We start from the raw sequence: 23,159 nt of genomic DNA on the forward strand, positions 1-23,159 counted from the left end.
AAAAACTTATGGTTAATACTACACAAACAAACAAGTTTAGCTGGTCGTCATTGCTCTGGCTATTAATCTACTTTTGGTATTTCTCATCGATATTGCAACTTTATGTTGTCGTTACTGGCCAAAGTAACACTATCGGACTCAGAGACTCACTCCTTTATAGCTCACTTTGGATTATTCCAGCCCTACTTTTTCCTAAAAAAATAAAACTCGTTGCCGGTCTTATCGGTATTGTCCTTTGGCTATCTTCCGTTATCGCTTTAGCTTATTTTGTGGTTTATGGACATCAATTATCACAAAGTGTGATGTTTGTTATGTTCGAAACTAACACCAATGAAGCCGGAGAATTCCTCAGACAGTATTTCAGTTTCAAAGTCGTTGGCGTCATCCTTGCTTATACGCTTGTAGCTATCTTTTTATGGACTCGCCTAAAGCCAATCACATTACCAACCACTGGGAGAATTGGCGTTTCGTTACTGATTTTAATTATCCTGTTTGGTGTGCCTTATTATAATAAAGCTATCAAGCAAGATCGCCCGCTTTCCAATGTGACTTCATATATCAATAGTAAATTGGCGTATGCAGCACCGTGGCAGTTTGTTAGTGGTTATTTCCTCTACAAAAACCAATTGGCAAACATGGAGGAGCTGATCCGTGACAATAACAAAATTCTACCACTAGAAAATTTTGTTGATGCCAACGGCAATGCACCGAGAACTTTTGTATTAGTTATTGGTGAATCGACTAGCCGCGATAGAATGAGTTTATATGGCTATCAGCGTCCGACAACACCTGAACTTGTTCAATTAGCTCAAGATTATCCCGCGAATTTATCCGTCTTTAATGATGTCGTAACATCGCGTCCTTATACCATCGAAGCACTACAACAAGTGCTGACTTTTGCATCGCAAACTGAACCTGAATTATTTAACTCGCGCCCGTCTATCATGAATATGATGAAACAAGCAGGGTTTAAGACTTTTTGGATCACCAATCAGCAAACTATGACAGAGCGTAATACCCTGTTAACAGCATTTTCACGCCAAACAGATAAGCAATATTATTTGAATAATGATATGGCACAAAGCTCTCGAATCTATGATGACGTAGTACTTGAGCCATTTAAAGAAGCACTCGCAGATCCTGCTGAGAAAAAATTCATTGTGGTTCATCTGTTGGGAACGCATATGCGTTATGAATTCCGCTACCCTGAAGATAAAGCCATTTTTACCAATAAAGATAGTCTCATCCCTGCGAATCTGAAAGATGACGAAATCAAAGACTACAATGCTTATGATAATGCTCAGCATTATAATGACTATGTGGTTTCATCACTGATTAAAGATTTCGACTCTTCAAAAGAAAATGGCTTTTTGGTGTTCTTTTCCGATCACGGTGAAGATGTATTTGATACTCCACCGCATGAGATGTTAGGCCGTAGTGAAGGTAAGCCGACAAAGGTTATGTACAACATTCCTTTCTTAGTTTGGCAATCACCTGAATGGCTACAGACTCATCAGTCTGATTTGAATAGCAAAACCACCAGACCTTTTAGTACCATGGATTTTATCTATGCTTGGTCTGATTTAGCGGGGCTAAACTACACCGGATTTGAACCTGAAAAGAGCTTATTCAATGCTGAATTCAAGCCTCAACCAAGGTATATAGGCGATCCGGATAAAAAATCATCACTGATGCTATATGATGATTTGAAAAAATAGTGTTCAATTTGTGGATGAAATGAATAACTTCGTTTCATCCACTTTTTCACTAACTATTTTCAGCAACAACTTTCAACTTTTGTTCATCGACACGTTTTATCTTACCATCTTGCAAAATAAAACTAACTTCACCATGCCAAAACTCAGCTAAGAAAATATCTGCGATATTATTAATTCCATGTTTTTCAATTTGTTGCTTAAGCCAGTCCTCATCCCGTTCAATCGCTTCCAATTCACTGGTTCTAATAACACCATCTTTAATTAATATCACCGATGGCATATTTTTTTTATCGCAAATAATAGTTAGTTGGCCATCAGGCTCTATCTGCGCATAATAAATTTCTTGAAATGAATAGACACCTTGGGCATGAATGCGAGAAGTGATATTCAACATATCAATTTTATTCCTTTTCTCCTGTATGTTTTCCATAATAAACTGCCCATTTTTAATTATTGGAATGGTATTACCAATAGTAACACTGCGGAAAAAATTGAATTTTTTTGTTAAAAAGTTCAATAATGAAATAAACATTACACCCATAAATAATAAAATTACATATTGATGCAATGGAATGGTATCACTATAAATTACACCACCGATAATACCACCTAACACAAAATTACCAATAAAATCAATTGGTGTCATTTGTGAAAGTTGTGTTTTCCCCGAAAAATTCATGTGTGTTATTACAATAGTAAAACCAATGATAAACTTTATAATAACGAGCGTGTAATAATATGTCATTTTGTTATCCCTATATTATTAAAACTCATTTAAGACTCCCACTTTAAAAAACCTATCTCTATTAATAAAAATACCATTAAACCAATCATTTTTCATATTATTTAAATATAAAATTAGGTTTTTAATTTATTTAAAATCAATAAAAAATTAAATCGCATTAAAGCTTTCATAACTTAATACGTATCAAAAAAAGGACATAACTATTATCCATCGAACTAATTTTGGTCTATATTAATGAAGTAACTATTAATATATTTGATTTGAATTTCAATCAATAACTCGACAAACTTCATGCTAAGGAAATGTTTATGAAAAAGAAAATCATCGCTTCACTTATTCTAGCGGGTGTTTTTGCTGTTACAACCGGCTGTGATGATTCATCTAAAACAGACGACACGATGAAGCAAGCGGAAGAAAAAGCGCAGCAATTGAAAGAAACAGGTGAACAAAAAGCCACTGAACTGACCAACAGTGCAAAAGAAAAAGCCGAAGATCTGCAAAAAGATGCTTCACAAAAAGCTGACCAAATCACCGATAAAGCGAAAGAGTTGCAAGAAGCTGGTGAGAAAAAAGCCGATGAACTAACCGATGACGCCAAACTTAAAGCCAATGAGCTAAAACAAAGCGCATCTGAAAAAGCAGATGAACTTGAGACTAAATATAACCAAGCCACTGAAAGTGCGGGTGAGAAGTCAGAACAACTCAAAACTGATGCTATCAATAAAGCCGATGAGCTTGCGACAGATGCAAAAAATAAGACTGAATCATTAAAAGCAGATAATGATGCAAAGGCTGACAATAAATAGTACTCAACCTATATAAGCCGTCATATACTGAAAAATGCAGGTGACTCATACCTGCATTTTTTAATTCAAAATATAAATCTCAGCATCTTCCTTAAGCTATATTATTATAGATTTAATAGCGCTATTTAGCGAAAATTTGAACTTTGAATGCCTTTATAGGGAATAATATGCAAATCAAACACAGTCACGGATATGCGCTCCCCACATTAGTGAGTCACGCTTTCGATATTCGTCAGCAAATATTTACTCATGAGCAAGGGTTTCCGGCAGACATTGATGTTGACGAATATGACGACAACGCCTTACATGTGGTGCTTTATTTAACGGATAAACCTGCCGCCGTATTACGTTGTCTATTACTAGACAAAGGCTTAATTAAAGTCGGTAGAGTCGCAGTATTAAAGCAACATCGGGGTAAAGGACTCGGCCGCGAATTAATGAGATTCGTTGAACAATATGGTTTAGAAAACCATTACAGTGCGATTGGCCTTTCTGCTCAACATACGGCTATCGAATTTTATCATACCTTAGGCTATCAAACCCAAGGTGAGATGTACGATGAAGATGGGATGGATCATATTTATATGACGATCCAACTTAAGTGAAATTTAATCAGTAAGAAACTTGATTTCTTGTAATTCACCTCAATAATAATTATATCGATGATTAGTTAACCATTGAGGTAAACATGGCTACGGGTTGGGCAAATGAGAATGCCGTTCAAGAGCAAATCGACGCCACATTAGCTGACGCCGTCGCCAAAGCGCGCAGTGAGTTACATTCAGGAGAAAGCGCTGAATGCTGTGAAGAGTGTGGCAATAAAATCCCTCAAGCAAGGCGCCTAGCCCTTCCCGGCGTAAAGCTGTGTATCACATGCCAAAACGAGTTAGATAAAAAGCAGGCCGCTTTCTCTGGCTACAACCGCCGAGGCAGTAAAGACAGCCAGCTAAGATAAAAACTCACTTCTCCCTATTCAGTTCATTCAGTTCATTCAGTTCATTCAGTTCATTCAGTTCATTCAGTTCATTCAGTTCATTCAGTTCATTCAGTTCATTCAGTTCATTCAGTTCATTCAGTTCATTCAGTTCATTCAGTTCATTTTAAATATATTCACCACATTATTATTTACTCTAAATAATTTGAATTGTAGGTAGGCGGCAATTGAGATAATCCTTGGGAGCATACATAAGTATGTGACCGAGGTTAGCGAATGAAGCCAACACCCCTACAGTTCAAAGTATGACGAGTAAGTTGAATGTTAGGCCATAACATGGCAGTATTACCCCCTATTTTTTTGAACTGAAGGACTATAAAGCAAGATTTTTGTTAATATTTATGGCGGTTTTAACTGCTATCAACACCACTATTTATTCGCTGTTCTTTCTATTTTGTTTCTTAACCGAAACCCTTTCGCAATTATCCATTGTTTTTAAGAAGGACGCTCGCTGCATACTCGACATTATATTGGTATGCCAAAAATAAAACCAAAGAAGGTAGTCATGAGTCAAATTGATACTGATATCAAAAAAGTACGATCGAAAATTAGTCCTCCGGTATTTTATAGTTCCGCCCTCATTATCTTGATCATCGTTGGCTTTGCCGCCTTGATGCCTGAAGTCGCAGAATCTCATCTAAGTCATCTTCAACAAAATTTATTTGATAACGCCAGTTGGTTCTACATACTTGCTGTTGCCATCATTTTACTGAGTGTGACTTATCTGGGACTCTCTCGTTATGGTCAGATAAAACTTGGACCTGACCATGCACAGCCTAACTTTAGTTATGTTTCTTGGTTTGCCATGCTGTTTTCTGCGGGTATGGGTATTGGTTTAATGTTCTTCGGTGTTGCTGAACCTGTGATGCATTATCTCAATCCACCAGTCGGGGATGCACAAACCATTGAAGCCGCCAAAGAAGCTATGCGTTTAACCTTCTTTCACTGGGGGTTACATGCGTGGGCCATTTATGCGATTGTTGCTTTAATTCTAGCCTTTTTTAGTTATCGCCACGGATTACCCTTAACACTGCGCTCCGCACTCTACCCCATTATTGGCGAACGTATTTATGGTCCTATAGGCCATGCGGTGGATATCTTTGCGGTTGTCGGTACCGTGTTTGGTGTTGCCACCTCGCTAGGATTTGGAGTATTGCAAGTCAATGCAGGATTGAATCATTTATTCGGTTGGCCAGTTAACGAAACCATCCAAGTTATCTTGATTATCACCTTCACCGGACTTGCCACTTTATCCGTTGTTTCAGGACTCGATAAAGGCATTCGTATTTTATCTGAATTAAATTTGGGCCTCGCATTCTTGTTATTGGTACTAATTGTTGTCTTGGGACCAACGGTTTTATTACTAAAATCTTTTGTTGAAAATACGGGAGGCTACCTCTCTGAAATCGTCACGAAAACCTTTAATTTGTATGCTTATGAGCCTAAATCCAGTAATTGGTTAGGTGGATGGACGCTACTTTATTGGGGTTGGTGGTTATCATGGTCACCGTTTGTCGGCATGTTTATTGCGCGTATTTCCCGTGGGCGTACTATCCGTGAATTCGTGATGGGTGTATTGTTTGTGCCTGCGGGTTTCACCTTACTGTGGATGACCTTCTTCGGAAATACAGCCATCGACCTGATTAAAAATCAAGGGGCTACACGTCTAGCAGAAACCGTGCAATCTGATGTATCTCTAGCCTTATTTGAGTTTCTAACTTATTTTCCATTTTCAACTGCATTATCATTCTTTGCGATGTTGATGGTAGTGGTTTTCTTTGTCACTTCCGCTGACTCAGGGGCAATGGTTGTAGATACTCTAGCTTCCGGTGGCGACTCAGGTACACCAATTTGGCAACGTATTTTCTGGGCTGGTCTTATGGGTGTCGTGGCTATCACCATGCTACTTGCGGGTGGTTTAAAAGCACTGCAAACCCTTACTATAGCCAGTGCCTTACCTTTTGCGATGGTCTTACTCGTATCAATCTATGGCCTATTTAAAGCGCTACGTGTCGATGCCTATAAACGTGATAGTCAGCAATTAGCAACAATTGCACCAACAGCGAGCCGCAACCCAATTCCTTGGCAGCGCAGACTACGTAATATTGCTTATTTTCCGAAACGCTCTCAAGTTAAACGTTTTATTGAAGAGGTCGTCAAACCTTCAATGGAGATGGTTTCTGAAGAATTAGCTAAACAAGGCACTACTTGCCATATCAACATAGAGAAAGATGACCGAATTAGTTTTGATGTGGATTTAGGCGACGATATGAACTTTTTCTACGAAGTTCGCCTCCGTTACTATGTTCAGCCAGCATTTGCTCTCGCTGGTATGGCCACAGATAGTGATGATGAAAAAAGTGAAGAACAGCGCTATTACCGCGCCGAGATCCACCTAAAAGAAGGCGGGCAAGATTATGATGTGATGGGCTGGGCAAAAGAACAGATCATTCATGACATTCTTGATCAGTATGAAAAACACATTCATTTCTTACACTTATTGGGTAAGTAGCCTAAAAAGAGAGAAATTGAACATTAGAGACTGAAGCTTACATAGTAACCGCCATCTTTATGTAAAGATGGCGGTTACTTATGATTCTTTCCTAACTTTGTCTTGTTTTATTTTTTCGTCTAATAACTCATAACCTTAATCATGGTACATACGAGGGAAATACTCACTAATTCTATCGTTATCCAGTAGCCTATCTATTGTGAAATCAATTGTATTTGAAACAACAATATATTGCCTTAAAGGAAGGGGAATATCCTCTATAGTTGCGAAAATAGTTGGGACAATAAAACGATAATAATCTCCCATCGTTGTTTTTCCATCATATCCTATTGGATAGTTATCACCTTCTGAAGGTAACTCTAAAGCCTCATAACAAAACATTCCCATTTTGGTAGCGAGTGAAGCAATACAATTTTTATTATTTTCAAGTCTAGAGTTAAAACTTTTTATTAACTCATCCTTATCTCGGTATGATTTATAAGAATAGCTTGAATATAAATCGATTGTATAACTACCATTCAGATTTATTTCGTTAATATATTCTGTTGATTCTCCATCTATATATTCACATAAAAGGTTAACATCATTTTTGCTAATAGATGAGTTAAGTAAAACTGTAGGTAGCCAACCATAACCATTACTTAACATCAAGGATAGCAATCCATTTTTATCTCCGGCGACCCAAGTATAATTACAAGCAAAATCGGGTGACCAATTATTATCTAACTGTAATTCCATAGATATCCTTATTATTCTAAAAATACTTTGATGCAATTTTTACAAGTAGATACAAGCGCTTCTGGAGGAACTTCCGATATATCGAATCCATGAGCATCTCTAGGTCTATATGCTTGTGAAATCCTTATGTCTGTTGGTTTAACTCCTTGTCTTATTAGTTGGTCAGCAGCTAATACCTCTCCACATCCCCCAACAATATTATTACAATAAATAGTTTTAGTCCCAACATCAGCTCCCCCCAACTTTTGCTTGAGAAGAGTTATTGTATCTTTATGAAGCATATCGGCCTCAATTTTATTACCTACGCTACCTTTGACAACAATAGTGCCACTTTTTATATCATACGCAGCAACCATAGTTGCTGTATCTCTAGCTTTGTTTTTAGATGAAAATTTATTAATTTCCTCAATAACTTTTTTATTAGCCTCAACACGTAGTTTCTCAGCGCCTAGGAGAGACTTTAGTTTACTCGCATCTTGTTTTCCAGCTATTAGCATATGCTTTGAGCTGTTCATTGTAGTATTTGCGAGAGCTTTGGCAGCCTCCTCTGAGCTCGCTAGTAATTTATAACCAGCCCCCAAAGCTGCTCCGCTAGAAATAGCAGCTTCTGGAGCAATAACTTCTGCTGAACTAATGGCTAGTTTATTGATACAGTGCACTAACCCTGCTTTACATCCTTGCATTCCTAATTTTGCTGCGGCTAATATTTCAGGAGATGCAGCTAAAACAACTTCACCACCAATAACTGCGACATATCCGCCTGCAGCAACAAAACCAACAAATATTGCCGCTTCTTGGCGCGCAGTAACACGTTTCGCTGCCGCTTTATCTCCTTTATCTGCAGCTATAACATCCAGAGCGTTCTCTAATGCTATTTGGGTTAGCATATGCTCTGTATAATTATACGTATAAACCAGCTCAGCAGAGTTAGCAGCAGAAAAAGCCCCTTCTGGCTTATGGGTAATTAACGCCCCTGCGAATCCACCTAATACTTTAGTGAATTGAGTTTTGGCTTCATTCCCATTGATTGCTTCTTGTATTAGCGCCAGTTGCCGCTCTTGCTCATTAATATATTTTGGTTCAAATAATTTGCTATTTAATGTTATTGCCGCCAATTCTGCAGCTAATGCACCAACAACGGCTCCTTTTGCATTACCACCTGCAATTTCTGCACTGATACCTGAAACAACGGAGTGACTTAGTAACTTTCCTGTATGCCCTAAAATTTCACCATTATCGCCAATCAGTTTTGCGCCTTCCGCATTGATTTGGCTGCCGATATTACTCAATAAGGCATTTTTAAAATTATCGGTAAAACTACCACCTTGTATCGTGGTATTTACCGTTGAGCTGATAACGGATTGTGCTGCAACTCGTTGGGCGACTTTGCTCCAATCGCCATTGGCGAGTAACGGTAATTTAGCATCAGCGGGGTTACCTTTAGTCCACTCCATTTTGATATCAAGGCCATTTAATGCCCCTGAAATGACCATTTGAGTAATAATGGATTTGACGGTATCGCTTTTACCCAGTGAATTTAGTGTCTTAGATAAGTTGCCTTGATTTTCAACCAGAGCGACAGCGGCTTGAGAGGTAAGTGCGGTCATACCAGAGTAAGCTGCACCTGAAATTACCGCAGCGGTTGTACCAGTTGCACCTGTTGCTGCCACTGCGCCATCTGCAGCCCAAGAAGCGAGGCCATAACCGGATGTCATCGCCGTGACTGCTATCATAATTAACGCAGAAGCAACTGGATTTAAGCTTTGGCTTTTATAATCCCAGCCATCGTAAGCATCTTGAACTAAATTCCATTGGACATCTTTACGCTCTTTTAACCCTGCTAACCACTTTGTTCCTTCAGTTTGTCCGAGTGAATTTAAGGCATTTTGTAAACTTTGGTTATTTTTGGTTTTGATATCTGCCGTAATCCCTTTTGCGGCATCAATGGTTAGTTTTCCACCAATATGCAGGACAGGCAGTATCCATTTATCTTCGGTATAACCTTTATTGCGTTGAGTGATGTAAAACCCTTTCGAATTGGAAATCACTTCCTCAAAGGTGGTATTCTTCACCGCTTTGAAATTCACCTTACCGGTTTGGCTGATGATTTTGGCATTCTTGCCTGCATTAATTTTCGTGGCTTCTAAAGTGACATCGTCCTTGGCATAAAGATTAATATCGCCGCCAGCGGTAAATTCAGTCACTTTATTGGTGGTTTCACTGCGTGTTTTTTTAACTTCTTTTTTAGTGATGCAAAGTGTCCATTTATTGCATTTTTTACTTTGCTCTTCATAGTGACTGGTTTCTTCCATGGCTTGCGCATAGAGATATCCGCCTTTTGCCGCGATATCCATAGTACCTTTGGCAACGAGACGAGAAGCTTGGAAAAGAATGCTCCCTTCGGATAAAATGGTCAGAGTTTTACCACTGTTAATTTCAGTACCAATTTGACGGTATAGATCCTCTAACCGTTTCCCTTCTTGTTTACGATAATGGGTTTTGACAGACTCTAACCGAACATTTCCGCCACTGGAAATCGTAATATCACCCAAGGATTTTATTGTGCTGCCTTGCGCGGTGAGTGCGCCATTGGAAGCCAGCGTGACGCCCTTATCACCTGACAGTTGAGCTGCAACATATCGAACATCTTGGTAATCTTCATTCGGGTTAGGGATAGCCGAATAAGTACTGGCTAATAGGCCAATATTACGACCGGAAAGCGCGGTAATTGTGCCTTTGGACTGCACGCTTGCCGCTTGTAAATCAATATCCCGAGCTGCGTTTAACGTCATATTGCCATTAGCAATGAGTTGAGAGCGTAACTCTGGGTAGCGGTTAGTTTTAAACAGATTATCGACATCTTTAATGGCTTTAGAACCCAAAAGGATATCTTGTCCTGCATTCAAAGTGAGTGCTTGACCACTGTTAAAAGTTATACCTCGGGCTTCAATATTTTTACCGGCAGTGAGGTTTATCTCTCCCGAACTTGCCCAGTTTCCTGTTTTAGTAAGTAATGCATTAATGTTTGCAACAGGCTCTGAAGCCGCGAGTTTAATTAAAACTGATTCATCGCGACGAATGAGGATGTTATCATTGGCGCTGAGGGTGAGTTTATTCGTTTTTACTAATTGCGCATTATCAAAAGTGATGTTCTTGCCGGCTTGTACATGTAAAGAATTTGCGGCGTTAATCACGGGAGGAGATAACACATTATCTTTAAAGGCAGATACGGGATTTAAGCTGTATTGAATACTGCCATTTTTGGCTATTAAGGTGCTGTCTTTAGCGGTTAAGTTGACTTGTTTTAGATTAAGGTCGTTGTTGGCAATCAGGCTTTGCGATTGATTGGCAACGAGCTGAGCGTTGTTAATATTGATGCTTTGACCCGCTATAATAGAAAGGTCATTGGTTGATTGTAAATTCGAGGAAATGTTTACATTATTGGAATTTAAGATAATGTTTTTTGCGGTAATAGCAAACGAAGGATTAGCTATTTGTACTATTTTCGCGATGGGTTTTTCTGTATTAGGGAGTTTACTGTCAATATTAATGGTGCTTTTAAAATCAAGAACAACATTATTTCCAGCAGATATGGATTGATGGCTCAATGTATCAGGAGACCAAGAATAGAATTTATCAATTAATTTGAAATCTACTGGCTCACTAACATAAAAAATATCATAAGTTCCTGTATCATCACTTTCATCCGCAAATTCTCCTAAATTTGCATTAGATGTATCATACTTATACCAAAGATCTAATTTGCCTGAGTCAAAAGAGGATATTGATGCATTTTGTCCGGTCAATATCACATTGTTTTTTGCAGCGATTTCTCCAAAATCACTCACTAAGTCATTTGCGTTAATATAAGCATTCTTTCCTGATGTTATAACGCCAATACCTCCCTGATTTGAATAATGCTTTCGTTCAACATTAATGCTGTCACTGTTGATTAAATCCATTGTCCCGAACCATTTTGTATAGGGAAAACTTTCTAATCGAGGATAGAGAGAGATAATCGATACAACCCCCTGCCTAGTACCAAAAAAAGAAGAGATATGATATCCAGTATTATCACGGGTAGTCGCATTGATATTGGAAATCTTTATGGGAGATGTCATTGCTGTATTTGTCAATTTCTTCGCCCTAACAACCAAATCCCCCGAATTGGTTTTTATCGTTCCTGATTTGTTTTCTATTAATGTACTTAAATCCCCTTTGGCATTTTTCTGCATCCACAGATTGTCTTGTGCTTGAATGAGCGCGCCATTGCCAGTATTACTCACTGTCTCGGCAAATACACGCATGTCCTTATCTGCAATAACTTGCCCATTATTCGTTAAGGCATTTGTCGCCAATGTAATCTCTTTTGCCGCGTTCACTTTCGCATTGGCGTTAATTTGCAGATTTTTGGTGCTGACATTGATGTCGTTTTTCGCTTGGATATTGCCAGCAAGGGTAATTTTACCATCCACAGTTAGCGTCAAATCGCCTTGGCTGGTTTGTATATTGCTGAGGTTGACACCAACGCCGGCTTCGGTGCTCACCAATTTGACTTGGTTGGCATACATTCCCCCCAAAGCTTTAGTATCGACGGAAATACTCGGTTTAGCGCCCTCTCCCGCAATGGGGGTGACCGTCCCTTTTTGAAAATCGACACGATTGGTACCTTGCATCAGGGTCAAATTTTTTGCTTTGATTTGACCATTCAATTCAGTTGCACGGCTGATAATATCGGCATAGCTTTGTGCTTCAGCATTCATGCCATTTGCCCCAATAACCACACTGCCTTTTTTCACCTCAATCGCAGACAATGCGCCCTTGTTATCCAGAATGGGTTTCCCCGTGCTCAAGGTAATAGCAGGGGTGTTCACAAAACTACAGCCATTGCAGGTAATTCCATTCGGATTGGCAATTAAGACATTGGCGCCTTTGCCTGCCACTTCCAGCTTGCCTTGTAATTCTGAGCGGCTACTGCCTGTAACTTCATTGATAATCAGATTGGCGGCATTCCCCTTTAAATTCGCATTGGCTTTAATTTGCCCTGCAATTTGGGAATTTACATTGGTGGTGGCGTTATTGAGTACCGCACCTTGTTTATCCACGTTAAAGTCTTGGAATTTATTGTGCGATATCCCCGCCCCATTTGGCGTGGCGATATTAATAATCGGAATATTATTTTGTTGGCTGATTTGGGTGTTTTTATCCGCCACCGTTATGGCTGCACCCCAAGCAGGATGTAAGGGATAGACTGTAGTTAAGAAAATAATAATGTAACTTAATATCCGCTTAGGGCGTGAGGGCAATGGTTCATTTAGCATAATTAATCCTTTAAAAACGTAAAGTTACAAAGATAATGAGACCGACCAGTAGGCCGACCAATTGTCTGGTTTAAGTTGTGAGGGATAATGCAAAGGTTTACTGAGCAGAAACTGTGAATAAAACAGGCTATTGCCTGTAAAAGAGAGACCTACGGCTCCACCTGCTAAGGTGTCATGTTCAACGTGGTATCTATCTGAGGCGATAAAACCGTAATCTAAAGCACTGATAAAACGAAGTTGTCCAATGGCAGTATTGGCAATGTCTTTGTTGATTTCATTACGCCAATATAGACCCCGATTACCGCTCAATGATTGTTCATGGTAACCGCGAACAGAATACTGCCCGCCAATAGTCATGCGTTCAATACCATATAAATTATCGGGTGAATATTGACCATAAAATGAGGTTAAATAGGTCATGCCATTGGTAAAATAATATTGATAGCTGCTACTTAAGCTAAACTTTTGGTAATGGCTGCGGGGTGAGTCTTTCGCAAGTCTGTCAGGTGATGCACCAAAGGCGGATATTCCCCATTCAGCGGCAGGGTTAAACGTGAAGTAACCTTGTCCGAGCGTGGTACTGTACTGCGGAGTAAACGAGAGGGAGGTTAACGTTGGGCTGCTGATACTTAAAGTTTGGGAGGCCAACTGGGTATTGGCATTTTTATGTTTTAAACTGCCTTGTAATGTGAAACGCTGCTTGCCATCGCGATATATTAAGCGGCTTACATCAAATTGCTGGTTGGTATTTTTCCCTTCATAACGGTATTGCTGACCTGATGCATGAAACGGCTGTAATGTGTTGTTGCGGTAAAATTGGTAACGGTAAGACCAATAGCCATAAGGCACATTCAAGCTCGCCACAATATAGCGACTATGAGAGGACGAACTTCCAGCCATATCGGTATTAGCCGAGGCAGACCACTGTTCACCCAATCCCAAAGCGGAGTCCACTGTTAAACTGCCCGTAAACAGTTGTTTTCCCGTTGCCTTCATACCTGAATTATCGAGGTTCAGTTGGCTCGTAATGGGCCATTTTTTTCCTTGCTTATGAATAATAATCCGTGAGTAGCCGGTTTGGGTTCCTGGCTGGATATCGATAGTGTATTTAGCCGATGATAATCGATTGAGTTGCTCCAACCCTTGTTCAATATCCCGTAGATTTAATATTTTCCCCTGTTGATGGGGATAAATTTGATGAACTAGACGCTCAGGGGAATCCTCAATCTCGATAGTTTCAATTCGCCCTTCAATAATTTGTAATATTAATTGATGTGAAGATAAGTTTTGCTCAGGGACTATCGCTTGAGAGGTAATAAAACCCTGTTCAATATAATAATTAGTGACACGCTTGGTGAGTTCGTGTATTTCGCTTAGGGTGAGGCAACGTTTGAGATAAGTTAAAGCTAATTGGGTTTGAATTGTGCTGGTGAGGTATGTGGCGCCGACAAATTGGATGTTATCGACAGGGAAACAGCTTTCATCTTGAGGGTGTTTGGAAGCAGCACTATCAAGGGTGATTGTATTTTGTTTTTCCAATAGATTACGTTGATTCAACTCTGACTCTAAGCGTTGTTTTTGTTCAAATTGAATACTTTCCTGTGTGGAGGGCAGTAAGTGATTTTCTGAGTAACCATTAGGAGAGATAATGAATAGTGATAAATATAAAAAACGCCACAAAGCTTGATAAATTGTCATGTTGTTTGAGTTTATGTCACAAATGGTAAATTTATCGTAATGTAACTCATTCTCATTAAATATTTTTAGATAAAAAAAAGATGCCATGAATAAAAATTGATTTTTTTTATATTTAATATGTTTTTTTATGTTTTTTTAATTTTATTACTTCAATAAGTTATTAGTTAACGGTAAAAATCAATGTTATATACTAATAATCAATCGATTGATTTTAATTGAATAATTTTACTAAAGAATTTGTCACAAATAGCCCTACATGCAATCTCACAATTGCAAAAAAGGAATATGACAGTGAGGGATTTAGCACTTATCTAGCAAGTAATAAGTAAAACGTTCATAACTTATACTCTAAATAGTTTGAGTTGCAGCTAGGCGGCAAGAGAAGGTATCTCGGGAAGCATACAACAAGTATGCGACCCGAGTAACTGAGCGTAGCCAACAACGCTACGGCTCAAAGAATGACGGGTATGCGTCGTTCGGCGGCTATATGGCTATAATCTGGACTCTCTAACGCAATCAACTCATCCAATAAAGCCGTCAAACGTTTCATTTTTTCGGGTGAAAACGCCTGCTCTATTTTTTGATAGCCTTCTTCGACTTCCTGACGCGCTTGATCGTATAAATCTTGCCCTGCGGGAGTCAGTGAAACATAAAGTTTACGTTGATCGTTCAACGGCTTTAAACGAAAAATCAGCCCTTCACGCTCCATACGCGTCAAAATCCCAGTAAGACTAGGTCTTAGAATACAGGTTTTAACTGATAGCTCATGAAAATCAATTGAACGATTATCAGCTAAAACTCGAATGATACGCCATTGCTGCTCAGTCAAATTGAAAGACTTTAATATCGGTCTGAAAAACCCCATCGCCGTCTCTCTTGCCTGCAAAAGTGCAATTGTCAATGATTCATGCATACGCTTAAAACTCACCACTTAATGAAGGTTATTTAATACCAATAGCGGGTATTACTCATGCGCTGTTTTTTTCATCTCAGCGTTATTTATTGTGATACCAACAATACCAACTAGATTGAAATTAAGACTAGCACGGGAAAATAACAATCTCAAAGAAAACCCTAAAATATTAATGAGTAAACAACACAAAAAAATAACATCGAGTTAAATAATTGTAACAAAATAAATCATCGAGAAATAATAAAACATTAAATAATAAAGGCTTATGTTTGTTCTAATGAATTATGTTAATGAGATCACAATTAAAATTAACATTTTATAAAACTATTGCCTATTTCAAAATTATACTTTATTAATATGTTAATAATTATTTAGTCACTCGTATTTTTTAATGAGGAGTTGTCAATGAAAGGCACCGTTTTCGCTGTTGCCCTCAATCATCAAAGCCAACTTAGCCATTGGCTCAAGGCATTCCAGCAAGCCCCTTATCAAACCCCACCTAAAACGCCCGTGTGGTTTATTAAGCCGCGTAATACACGAATCAATTCAGGTGACACTATTTTGCACCCAGTGGGTGAAGAAGTGCAAAGTGGCGCGACACTGGCACTGGTCATCAGCAAAAATGCAAGAAAAGTAAGTTCAGAAAATGCACTCGACTTTATTGCGGGTTTTGCTCTTGCCAATGAAGTTAGCCTGCCAGAGGAAACCTTTTATCGTCCGGCTATTAAAGCAAAGTGTCGTGATAGCTTCTGCCCTATAGGTGAAATGATAAAAACGACGTTGTCCGCCCCCATTGAGATAATCACTCAAGTTAACGGTAAAGAAGTTGATCGCTGGTCAACAAAAGATCTCATCCGCAATGCCTGTGAATTAGTCGCAGCATTAAGTGACTTTGCTACGCTCAAAGAAGGTGATGTGATTTTACTTGGCACGCCACATCAACGAGTCACCATTAAGCCCGGTGATGAGGTTGTCATTCAAGCTGAAGGTTTTCCAAGTCTGAAAAATACAGTTATTGCGGCAGGAGGACAATAAGATGAAACATGCAAAAATCCTTTATAAAGGAACTGAATATTCAGTTACTGCCGAAGATAATGAAGCCATTAAATTACCTAATGGTGATGTTATTTCAGGTGACTCATCTGATGTTACTTGGTTACCCCCCGCTCAAGGTACCTTGTTCGCACTAGGATTGAACTATGCGGATCATGCCGCTGAATTAGAATTTAAAGCCCCTGAAGAGCCGTTAATTTTTATCAAAGCAGAAAATAGTCTAACAGGTCACCGACAAGTCTCTGTTCGCCCTGATAATGTTGAATACATGCATTATGAATCTGAGCTTGTGGTAGTCATGGGCAAAACGGCGCATAAAGTTTCGCAAGAAGATGCGATGGATTATGTCGCAGGCTATACCGTTTGTAATGACTATGCTATTCGCGATTATTTAGAGAATTATTATCGTCCAAACCTGCGAGTAAAAAGCCGTGATACCCTCACGCCAATCGGGCCTTGGATTATCGATAAGTCTGATATTAAAGATCCTCACAATTTGGCTTTATATACCTATGTCAACGGTGAATTGCGCCAAAAAGGTACCACTGCGGATCTCATTTTTAATATCCCATTTTTAATTGCCTACCTCAGCGATTTCATGACATTACAACCAGGAGATATGATTGCGACTGGTACACCTAAAGGGCTTTCTGATGTCGTTCCTGGGGATGAAGTTATTGTCGAAGTCGAAGGTGTCGGCAGGCTGATAAATACCATTATCAGTGAAAAAGATTATGAGGAAATAGTGTAATGACGCAGATTAACCATTGGATCAACGGTAAAAACGTTGCCAGCAAAGCATATTTTGAAACCACGAACCCCGCTACAGGTGAAGTATTAGCCGAAGTTGCCTCAGGTGGACAAGACGAAATCAATCAAGCAGTTGCAGCAGCAAAAGACGCTTTCCCTAAATGGGCTAATACACCGATGAAAGAACGTGCTCGCCTGATGCGCCGTCTCGGTGAGCTAATAGATGAAAACGTACCACAAATTGCGGAAATGGAAACCAACGATACCGGTTTACCTATCCATCAAACCAAAAATGTGTTGATCCCAAGAGCGTCTCATAACTTTGAGTTTTTCGCCGAAATTTGTCAGCAGATGAATGGTCGTACTTATCCTGTAGACGACAAAATGATGAACTATACTTTAGTTCAGCCAGTAGGTGTTTGTGCGCTAATTTCCCCGTGGAACGTGCCGTTTATGACAGCCACATGGAAAACGGCTCCTTGTTTGGCTCTGGGTAATACCGCCGTACTAAAAATGTCTGAATTATCGCCACTTTCTGCCAATCGCTTAGGTGAACTCGCCCTTGAAGCGGGTATTCCAGCTGGCGTACTTAACGTCGTTCAGGGCTATGGCAGCACTGCCGGAGATGCATTAGTTAAGCATCACGATGTTCGTGCCGTTTCCTTTACCGGTGGTACTTCTACGGGCCGCATGATCATGCAAAATGCAGGTCTGAAAAAATATTCTATGGAACTTGGCGGCAAATCGCCAGTTCTGGTGTTTGAAGATGCGGATATTGAGCGTGCCCTTGATGCAGCCTTGTTCACTATTTTCTCAATTAATGGGGAACGTTGCACCGCAGGTTCTCGTATCTTCATTCAAGAAAGTATTTACCCTGAATTCGTCAAACGTTTTGCAGAACGCGCAAACCGCCTGATCGTAGGTGACCCAACCGATCCCAAAACACAAGTCGGCGCACTTATTAGCCAACAACATTGGGATAAAGTCTCAGGCTATATTCGTATCGGCATGGAAGAAGGCGCAACGCTGCTAGCGGGTGGGCCAGACAAACCAAGCGATCTCCCCGCTCATCTGCGTAATGGTCATTTCTTACGTCCAACCGTTTTAGCGGATGTAGACAACCGTATGCGTGTAGCTCAAGAAGAAATATTTGGCCCTGTCGCTTGTCTGATCCCTTTCAAAACAGAAGAAGATGGCCTGCGTATGGCAAATGACATTGAATATGGCCTTGCTTCTTACATTTGGACACAAGATGTCAGCAAAGTTTTGCGTTTATCGCGCAGTATCGAAGCCGGCATGGTTTTTGTAAATACCCAAAATGTCCGCGATCTACGTCAACCATTTGGTGGGGTAAAAGCCTCTGGTGTCGGTCGTGAAGGTGGCGAGTACAGCTTTGATGTCTTTGCCGAAATGAAGAACGTTTGTATCTCTTTCGGTGATCACAACATCCCACGCTGGGGTGTATGACCTATAAATTTATTTTTTATTAAACTTATCAAAAAGACATCTGTAGAAATTTGAACTGTAAATAGTTAACAACAAGTAATAGCTACAACAAATTATGGGTAAAATCGTTCCTTACCCTAAATAGTTTGAGTTGTAGCTAGGCGGCAAATGAAATCATCCCTATGAGCATACATAAGTATGTGATTAGGGTGGTTTTGTGAAGCCAACACCGCTACAGCTCAAAATATAACGGGTAAGAGAGGATGAAATGGGTAAACTAGCACTCGCAGCCAAAGTAACACACGTCCCATCAATGTACCTGTCGGAAATTCCGGGGAAAAACTTCGGTTGCCGCCAATCTGCCATTGATGGACACAAAGAAATCAGCCGTCGCTGCCGCGAACTTGGCGTCGATACGATTATTGTTTTTGATACTCACTGGCTGGTCAATAGTGCGTATCACATCAACTGTGCCGATCACTTCAAAGGTATTTACACCAGTAATGAACTCCCTCATTTCATTCGTGATATGGAATATGACTATCTGGGTAATTCAGAATTAGGTCGCATGATTGGTGAAGAAGCCCGCAAACTTGGCGTTCGTGCTCAATCTCATGAAATTCCAAGTCTCACTCTTGAATATGCGACACTCGTTCCAATGCGTTATATGAATAGTGATCGCCATTTTAAAGTGATTTCTATCTCTGCTTTTTGTACTTCTCATAGTTTTGAAGATAGCCGTAAACTCGGTGAAGCTGTACTCACCGCCATTGACAAATATGATGGTACTGTCGCTGTTCTCGCGAGTGGCTCATTGTCTCACCGCTTTATTGATGACCAAAAAGCAGAAGATGGTATGAACAGCTACACCCGTGAATTTGACGAGCAAATGGATAAACGTGTCGTGAAATTATGGCGTGAAGGCCGCTTTGAAGAATTCTGCAAAATGCTACCTGAATATGCGGATTATTGTTATGGCGAAGGCCACATGCATGACACAGTTATGTTATTAGGTCTGTTAGGTTGGGATAAATATGCAGAACAAGTTGAGATTTTAACCGACTTATTTGCAAGTTCAGGCACAGGGCAATTAAATGCCATTTTCCCACTGCCTAGCTATATTACTGATAAACAAGTCACTAACGCTTAAGGAATTAACATGCCTCATTTTTACGCTGAATGTACTGATAATATTCGTGATGAAGCGGCGCTACCAACGCTATTTGCTAAAATCAATGAAGCATTAGCAGGCACGGGTATTTTTCCATTAGCCGGTATTCGTAGCCGCGCTATTTGGTTAGATACTTGGCAAATGGCAGACGGCAAGCAAGATTATGCTTTTGTCCATATGACGCTAAAAATTGGGGCAGGCCGTTCCCTTGAAGATAGACAAAAAACAGGTGAAATGCTGTTCACACTGATTAAAGCGCATTTTGCTGATTTGATGACGAAACGCTACCTTGCCCTATCTTTCACCATGGAAGAGTTAGATCCTGTACTGAATTATAAGCAAAACAATGTTCATGCCTTGTTTAAATCATGATGGCGTAAAACGTTATAAATAACATCAGTAATAAGGGGCGGTTATGGTGACTAAATTCGATCAGCAAATACCTAAATGGCTTATTCCGCTACTCGGTTCCCTTGTCGCTTTTGGTCCCTTATCGATTGATATGTACCTTCCGGCTCTTCCGCAAATGGGATTAGCTTTACAAGCAACACAAGACCAAATGCAATATACCCTTGGGGCTTTCTTTGCAGGTTTTTGTGTCGGCATGCTGTTTTATGGTCCCTTAAGTGACTTATTAGGCCGCCGAAAAATGTTATTAAGTGGATTGGCTATTTTTACCATCGCAAGCCTGTTGTGCGCGCAAGCGACTGATGCTAATTCACTAATTATTTTCAGAGCGTTACAAGCTTTTGGAAGTGGCGCAGCTATTGTAATGGCAAGGGCAATTGCTCGAGATGTTTATCCATCTAACGAACTGCCTAGGGTTTTATCATTAATGACGTTAGTCACCATGATTGCACCTTTACTCGCGCCATTGCTTGGCGGTTTTTTATTGATCCATTTTCAGTGGCAAGTGATTTTCTATCTTCTTGCACTGATTGGTTTAACGTCTGTATGCACGATTTTTTTACTCCTTCCTGAAACCTTAGTGCATGAACAAGGAAAGCAAAATTTAATCGCAGTGGCCTTTCGCAATTACAGCCAAATTATCACCGATAAAGAGGCCATGAGCATTATTGGCACGATGGCGTTCTCTTTCGCCGGTATGTTTGCTTTTATCAGTGGCTCTCCATTTGTTTATATTAACTATTTTGGTGTTTCTGAGCAGTATTATGGCCTGCTTTTTGGCTGCAATATATTAGGTATGATTGTGATGCTATTGCTCAATGTCAGGTTGCTCAAGGTATATAGCTTAAATCGCATACTCGGTATGCAAAGTGGGATTCAATTACTTTTTGGCGTGTTATTGCTCATTTTCTACCAACAAAGCCTGTCTATTATTGTTATCCTAGTTGTGCTGTTCCTATCAATGGTTAATGCCATCGGTACCAACAGCTTATCATTGTTACTGCAACATCGCGGAAAAATCGCCGGTAGCGCCAGTGCGTTAGCAATTTCAATTCAATTTGCATTGGCGGCACTTGCCAGTGTTGCGGTTTCTGTATTACAGGATAAATCCCCATTTGCTATGGCACTCGTTATGGCAATTTGTGCCGGACTGAGTTTCACAAGCCAACGCTTGTCAGCTAAAAATGTTCACGCACAAATTCACTCGGTGTCTTCGGAGAAAAACGAAAAATGAGCATAAATACTAATTCAACATTATTCCGTCAACAGGCTTATATAAACGGCCAATGGGTTGATGCGAACGATAAAGCTGTTTTTGATGTCACCAATCCAGCCAACGGCGAAATCATTGCCAAAGTCAGTAATGTGGGCGCATTAGAAACACAAAATGCTATTGATGCGGCGCAAAAGGCACTCCCCGCTTGGCGGGCTAAAAGTGCTAAAGAACGTAGCCAAATCCTGAATAAATGGTTCCGTTTAATGATGGATAACCAAAAAGAATTAGCGCAATTACTTAGTACCGAGCAAGGCAAGTCCATCACTGAATCAATGGGTGAAATTGCTTATGGCGCAAGTTTCATCGAGTGGTTCGCCGAAGAAGGCAAGCGTACCTATGGAGAAACAATTCCATCTCCCCTACCCGGTCGCCGCTTGGTTACCATCAAACAGCCCGTTGGTGTAGTTGCGGCTATCACACCTTGGAATTTTCCAAATGCAATGATCACCCGTAAAGTCGGTCCAGCCCTTGCTGCCGGTTGTACTATGGTACTCAAACCTGCGGCCGAAACACCGTTATCTGCACTGGCTTTAGCTGCCCTAGGCGAAGAAGCTGGGATCCCTGCAGGCGTATTCAATATTGTGCCAGGTACTGATGCACAAGCCATTGGTGGCGTGCTTACCTCTAGCCCAATTGTCCGCAAATTAACTTTCACCGGTTCGACGCGCGTCGGTAAATTATTGATGGCGCAATGTGCTGATACCGTAAAGAAAATGTCTCTCGAACTAGGCGGCAATGCGCCATTTATCGTCTTTGACGATGCAGATTTAGATTCAGCAGTTCAAGGCGCATTAGCGGCTAAGTTTCGTAACAGCGGACAAACCTGCGTTTGTGCTAACCGAATTTTAGTGCAAGAAGGTGTCTACGATGAATTCGCAGCTCGTCTAGCTAAAGCCGTGAGCGCCCTAAAAATTGGCCCTGCCACTCAAGCAGATTCAGAACAAGGCCCTCTGATTAACCAAGCTGCAATTGATAAAGTTAGTGAACATATCGCTGATGCGGTTTCCCACGGTGCAAAAGTTATTGCAGGTGGAAAACCCGCCAGTTTAGGTGGATTATTTTTTGAGCCGACAGTTTTAGTTGGCGTCACCAAATCAATGAAAGTTGCAAAAGAAGAAACTTTTGGTCCATTAGCACCGCTGTTTAAATTCCGTGACGAGCAAGAAGCCATTGACCTTGCTAATGACACCGAGTTTGGCTTGGCCTCATACTTTTATTCACGAGATATCGGCAGAATCTACCGCGTTGCAGAGGCATTAGAAAGCGGCATGGTCGGTATTAATGAAGGCATTATTTCAAACGAAGTCGCTCCATTCGGCGGCATCAAGCAATCAGGACTAGGCCGTGAAGGTTCACGCTACGGAATTGAAGATTACCTGGAAGTGAAATATCTCTGCTTTGGTGGGCTATCCCACTAGTGAAGTTATGGGCTATTTTTGAAGAAATACAAGTATACAGTTAGAAATATACATAATTTCAACTTAGAGCTAATTAAAAAATCGCTCTCTAAATTATGTTACTCAAAATAATTCGTATTACAGCTAGGCGGCAAACGCGTTAATCCCTAGGAGCATACATAAGTATGTGACTAGGGTTAAGGCGCGTAGCCA

General features: G+C 40.2%; 17 protein-coding genes. 12 read left to right on the plus strand and 5 right to left on the minus strand.

Going from position 1 to position 23,159, the window contains the following annotated elements; translation table 11 throughout:
• Positions 1–8 precede the first annotated feature (8 nt).
• Positions 9–1,718, plus strand: a complete 1,710-nt coding sequence (gene cptA, locus AAZR93_RS18110; RefSeq protein ID WP_434720631.1) for a phosphoethanolamine transferase CptA — start codon at positions 9–11, stop codon at positions 1,716–1,718.
• Positions 1,719–1,767: 49 nt separating this feature from the next.
• Here cptA and AAZR93_RS18115 read toward each other — a convergent pair whose 3' ends face one another.
• On the minus strand, positions 1,768–2,463 hold the full coding sequence (locus tag AAZR93_RS18115; protein WP_434720632.1) for a DUF421 domain-containing protein: 696 nt from the start codon (positions 2,461–2,463) through the stop codon (positions 1,768–1,770).
• Positions 2,464–2,771: 308 nt separating this feature from the next.
• Here AAZR93_RS18115 and AAZR93_RS18120 point away from each other — a divergent pair, with 308 nt between their 5' ends.
• The 4 genes from AAZR93_RS18120 (at position 2,772) to AAZR93_RS18135 (ending at position 6,775) form a co-directional block, all read left to right on the plus strand.
• Positions 2,772–3,269, plus strand: coding sequence for a hypothetical protein (locus AAZR93_RS18120; protein WP_294108653.1), 498 nt, complete (start codon positions 2,772–2,774; stop codon positions 3,267–3,269).
• Between the two features lie 167 nt (positions 3,270–3,436).
• On the plus strand, positions 3,437–3,874 hold the full coding sequence (locus AAZR93_RS18125; RefSeq protein WP_434720633.1) for a GNAT family N-acetyltransferase: 438 nt from the start codon (positions 3,437–3,439) through the stop codon (positions 3,872–3,874).
• 83 nt (positions 3,875–3,957) lie between these two features.
• The gene (locus tag AAZR93_RS18130) at positions 3,958–4,224 is read left to right on the plus strand and encodes a DksA/TraR family C4-type zinc finger protein (protein ID WP_434720634.1); all 267 of its coding nucleotides are present in this window, start codon (positions 3,958–3,960) and stop codon (positions 4,222–4,224) included.
• A gap of 544 nt (positions 4,225–4,768) precedes the next feature.
• The gene (locus AAZR93_RS18135) at positions 4,769–6,775 is read left to right on the plus strand and encodes a BCCT family transporter (protein WP_434720635.1); all 2,007 of its coding nucleotides are present in this window, start codon (positions 4,769–4,771) and stop codon (positions 6,773–6,775) included.
• 135 nt (positions 6,776–6,910) lie between these two features.
• Here the strand turns inward: AAZR93_RS18135 and AAZR93_RS18140 are convergent, their stop codons facing one another.
• From AAZR93_RS18140 to hpaR, 4 genes are all read right to left on the minus strand, one after another.
• Positions 6,911–7,513 (minus strand): hypothetical protein, encoded by a 603-nt coding sequence (locus AAZR93_RS18140; protein ID WP_434720636.1) that lies wholly within the window; start codon positions 7,511–7,513, stop codon positions 6,911–6,913.
• An 11-nt stretch (positions 7,514–7,524) separates the two neighbouring features.
• Positions 7,525–12,834 carry a DUF637 domain-containing protein gene (locus tag AAZR93_RS18145; RefSeq protein ID WP_434720637.1) on the minus strand — a complete coding sequence of 1,770 codons (5,310 nt, stop codon included), beginning with the start codon at positions 12,832–12,834 and terminating at the stop codon, positions 7,525–7,527.
• Positions 12,835–12,858: 24 nt separating this feature from the next.
• The gene (locus tag AAZR93_RS18150; protein ID WP_434720638.1) at positions 12,859–14,532 is read right to left on the minus strand and encodes a ShlB/FhaC/HecB family hemolysin secretion/activation protein; all 1,674 of its coding nucleotides are present in this window, start codon (positions 14,530–14,532) and stop codon (positions 12,859–12,861) included.
• Between the two features lie 451 nt (positions 14,533–14,983).
• On the minus strand, positions 14,984–15,445 hold the full coding sequence (gene hpaR / locus AAZR93_RS18155) for a homoprotocatechuate degradation operon regulator HpaR (RefSeq protein ID WP_336430942.1): 462 nt from the start codon (positions 15,443–15,445) through the stop codon (positions 14,984–14,986).
• A gap of 405 nt (positions 15,446–15,850) precedes the next feature.
• On the opposite strand from hpaR, the gene AAZR93_RS18160 reads away from it, so the two are divergent.
• From AAZR93_RS18160 to AAZR93_RS18190, 7 genes are all read left to right on the plus strand, one after another.
• On the plus strand, positions 15,851–16,480 hold the full coding sequence (locus AAZR93_RS18160; protein ID WP_434720639.1) for a fumarylacetoacetate hydrolase family protein: 630 nt from the start codon (positions 15,851–15,853) through the stop codon (positions 16,478–16,480).
• Between the two features lies 1 nt (position 16,481).
• On the plus strand, positions 16,482–17,249 hold the full coding sequence (locus tag AAZR93_RS18165; protein WP_294108633.1) for a fumarylacetoacetate hydrolase family protein: 768 nt from the start codon (positions 16,482–16,484) through the stop codon (positions 17,247–17,249).
• Positions 17,249–18,715, plus strand: a complete 1,467-nt coding sequence (gene hpaE, locus AAZR93_RS18170; protein WP_336430941.1) for a 5-carboxymethyl-2-hydroxymuconate semialdehyde dehydrogenase — start codon at positions 17,249–17,251, stop codon at positions 18,713–18,715. The genes AAZR93_RS18165 and hpaE overlap by 1 nt, the downstream gene beginning before the upstream one ends.
• 247 nt (positions 18,716–18,962) lie before the next feature.
• Complete coding sequence (gene hpaD / locus AAZR93_RS18175) at positions 18,963–19,844, plus strand: 3,4-dihydroxyphenylacetate 2,3-dioxygenase (protein ID WP_434720640.1); 882 nt, start codon at positions 18,963–18,965, stop codon at positions 19,842–19,844.
• A gap of 9 nt (positions 19,845–19,853) precedes the next feature.
• Positions 19,854–20,237 carry a 5-carboxymethyl-2-hydroxymuconate Delta-isomerase gene (locus AAZR93_RS18180; RefSeq protein ID WP_336430940.1) on the plus strand — a complete coding sequence of 128 codons (384 nt, stop codon included), beginning with the start codon at positions 19,854–19,856 and terminating at the stop codon, positions 20,235–20,237.
• Between the two features lie 43 nt (positions 20,238–20,280).
• Entirely contained in the window at positions 20,281–21,507 is a 1,227-nt protein-coding gene (locus AAZR93_RS18185) for a Bcr/CflA family multidrug efflux MFS transporter (protein ID WP_336430939.1), read from the plus strand.
• Complete coding sequence (locus tag AAZR93_RS18190; RefSeq protein ID WP_434720641.1) at positions 21,504–22,967, plus strand: NAD-dependent succinate-semialdehyde dehydrogenase; 1,464 nt, start codon at positions 21,504–21,506, stop codon at positions 22,965–22,967. Before AAZR93_RS18185 ends, AAZR93_RS18190 begins: the two co-directional genes overlap by 4 nt.
• The last annotated feature ends 192 nt before the right edge of the window (positions 22,968–23,159 follow it).

The organism is Providencia sp. Je.9.19, assembly GCF_051129765.1.
Classification (GTDB): domain Bacteria; phylum Pseudomonadota; class Gammaproteobacteria; order Enterobacterales; family Enterobacteriaceae; genus Providencia.

Bases quoted from the DNA above. Each gene is read 5' to 3' on its own strand.
- AAZR93_RS18135 (WP_434720635.1), top strand. From the start codon at position 4,769: ATGAGTCAAATTGATACTGATATCAAAAAAGTACGATCGAAAATTAGT.
- AAZR93_RS18190 (WP_434720641.1), top strand. From the start codon at position 21,504: ATGAGCATAAATACTAATTCAACATTATTCCGTCAACAGGCTTATATA.
- hpaD (WP_434720640.1), top strand. From the start codon at position 18,963: ATGGGTAAACTAGCACTCGCAGCCAAAGTAACACACGTCCCATCAATG.
- AAZR93_RS18160 (WP_434720639.1), top strand. From the start codon at position 15,851: ATGAAAGGCACCGTTTTCGCTGTTGCCCTCAATCATCAAAGCCAACTT.
- AAZR93_RS18125 (WP_434720633.1), top strand. From the start codon at position 3,437: ATGCAAATCAAACACAGTCACGGATATGCGCTCCCCACATTAGTGAGT.
- hpaE (WP_336430941.1), top strand. From the start codon at position 17,249: ATGACGCAGATTAACCATTGGATCAACGGTAAAAACGTTGCCAGCAAA.
- AAZR93_RS18180 (WP_336430940.1), top strand. From the start codon at position 19,854: ATGCCTCATTTTTACGCTGAATGTACTGATAATATTCGTGATGAAGCG.
- AAZR93_RS18115 (WP_434720632.1), bottom strand. From the start codon at position 2,463: ATGACATATTATTACACGCTCGTTATTATAAAGTTTATCATTGGTTTT.
- AAZR93_RS18120 (WP_294108653.1), top strand. From the start codon at position 2,772: ATGAAAAAGAAAATCATCGCTTCACTTATTCTAGCGGGTGTTTTTGCT.
- AAZR93_RS18185 (WP_336430939.1), top strand. From the start codon at position 20,281: ATGGTGACTAAATTCGATCAGCAAATACCTAAATGGCTTATTCCGCTA.
- cptA (WP_434720631.1), top strand. From the start codon at position 9: ATGGTTAATACTACACAAACAAACAAGTTTAGCTGGTCGTCATTGCTC.
- AAZR93_RS18145 (WP_434720637.1), bottom strand. From the start codon at position 12,834: ATGCTAAATGAACCATTGCCCTCACGCCCTAAGCGGATATTAAGTTAC.
- hpaR (WP_336430942.1), bottom strand. From the start codon at position 15,445: ATGCATGAATCATTGACAATTGCACTTTTGCAGGCAAGAGAGACGGCG.
- AAZR93_RS18140 (WP_434720636.1), bottom strand. From the start codon at position 7,513: ATGGAATTACAGTTAGATAATAATTGGTCACCCGATTTTGCTTGTAAT.
- AAZR93_RS18150 (WP_434720638.1), bottom strand. From the start codon at position 14,532: ATGACAATTTATCAAGCTTTGTGGCGTTTTTTATATTTATCACTATTC.
- AAZR93_RS18165 (WP_294108633.1), top strand. From the start codon at position 16,482: ATGAAACATGCAAAAATCCTTTATAAAGGAACTGAATATTCAGTTACT.
- AAZR93_RS18130 (WP_434720634.1), top strand. From the start codon at position 3,958: ATGGCTACGGGTTGGGCAAATGAGAATGCCGTTCAAGAGCAAATCGAC.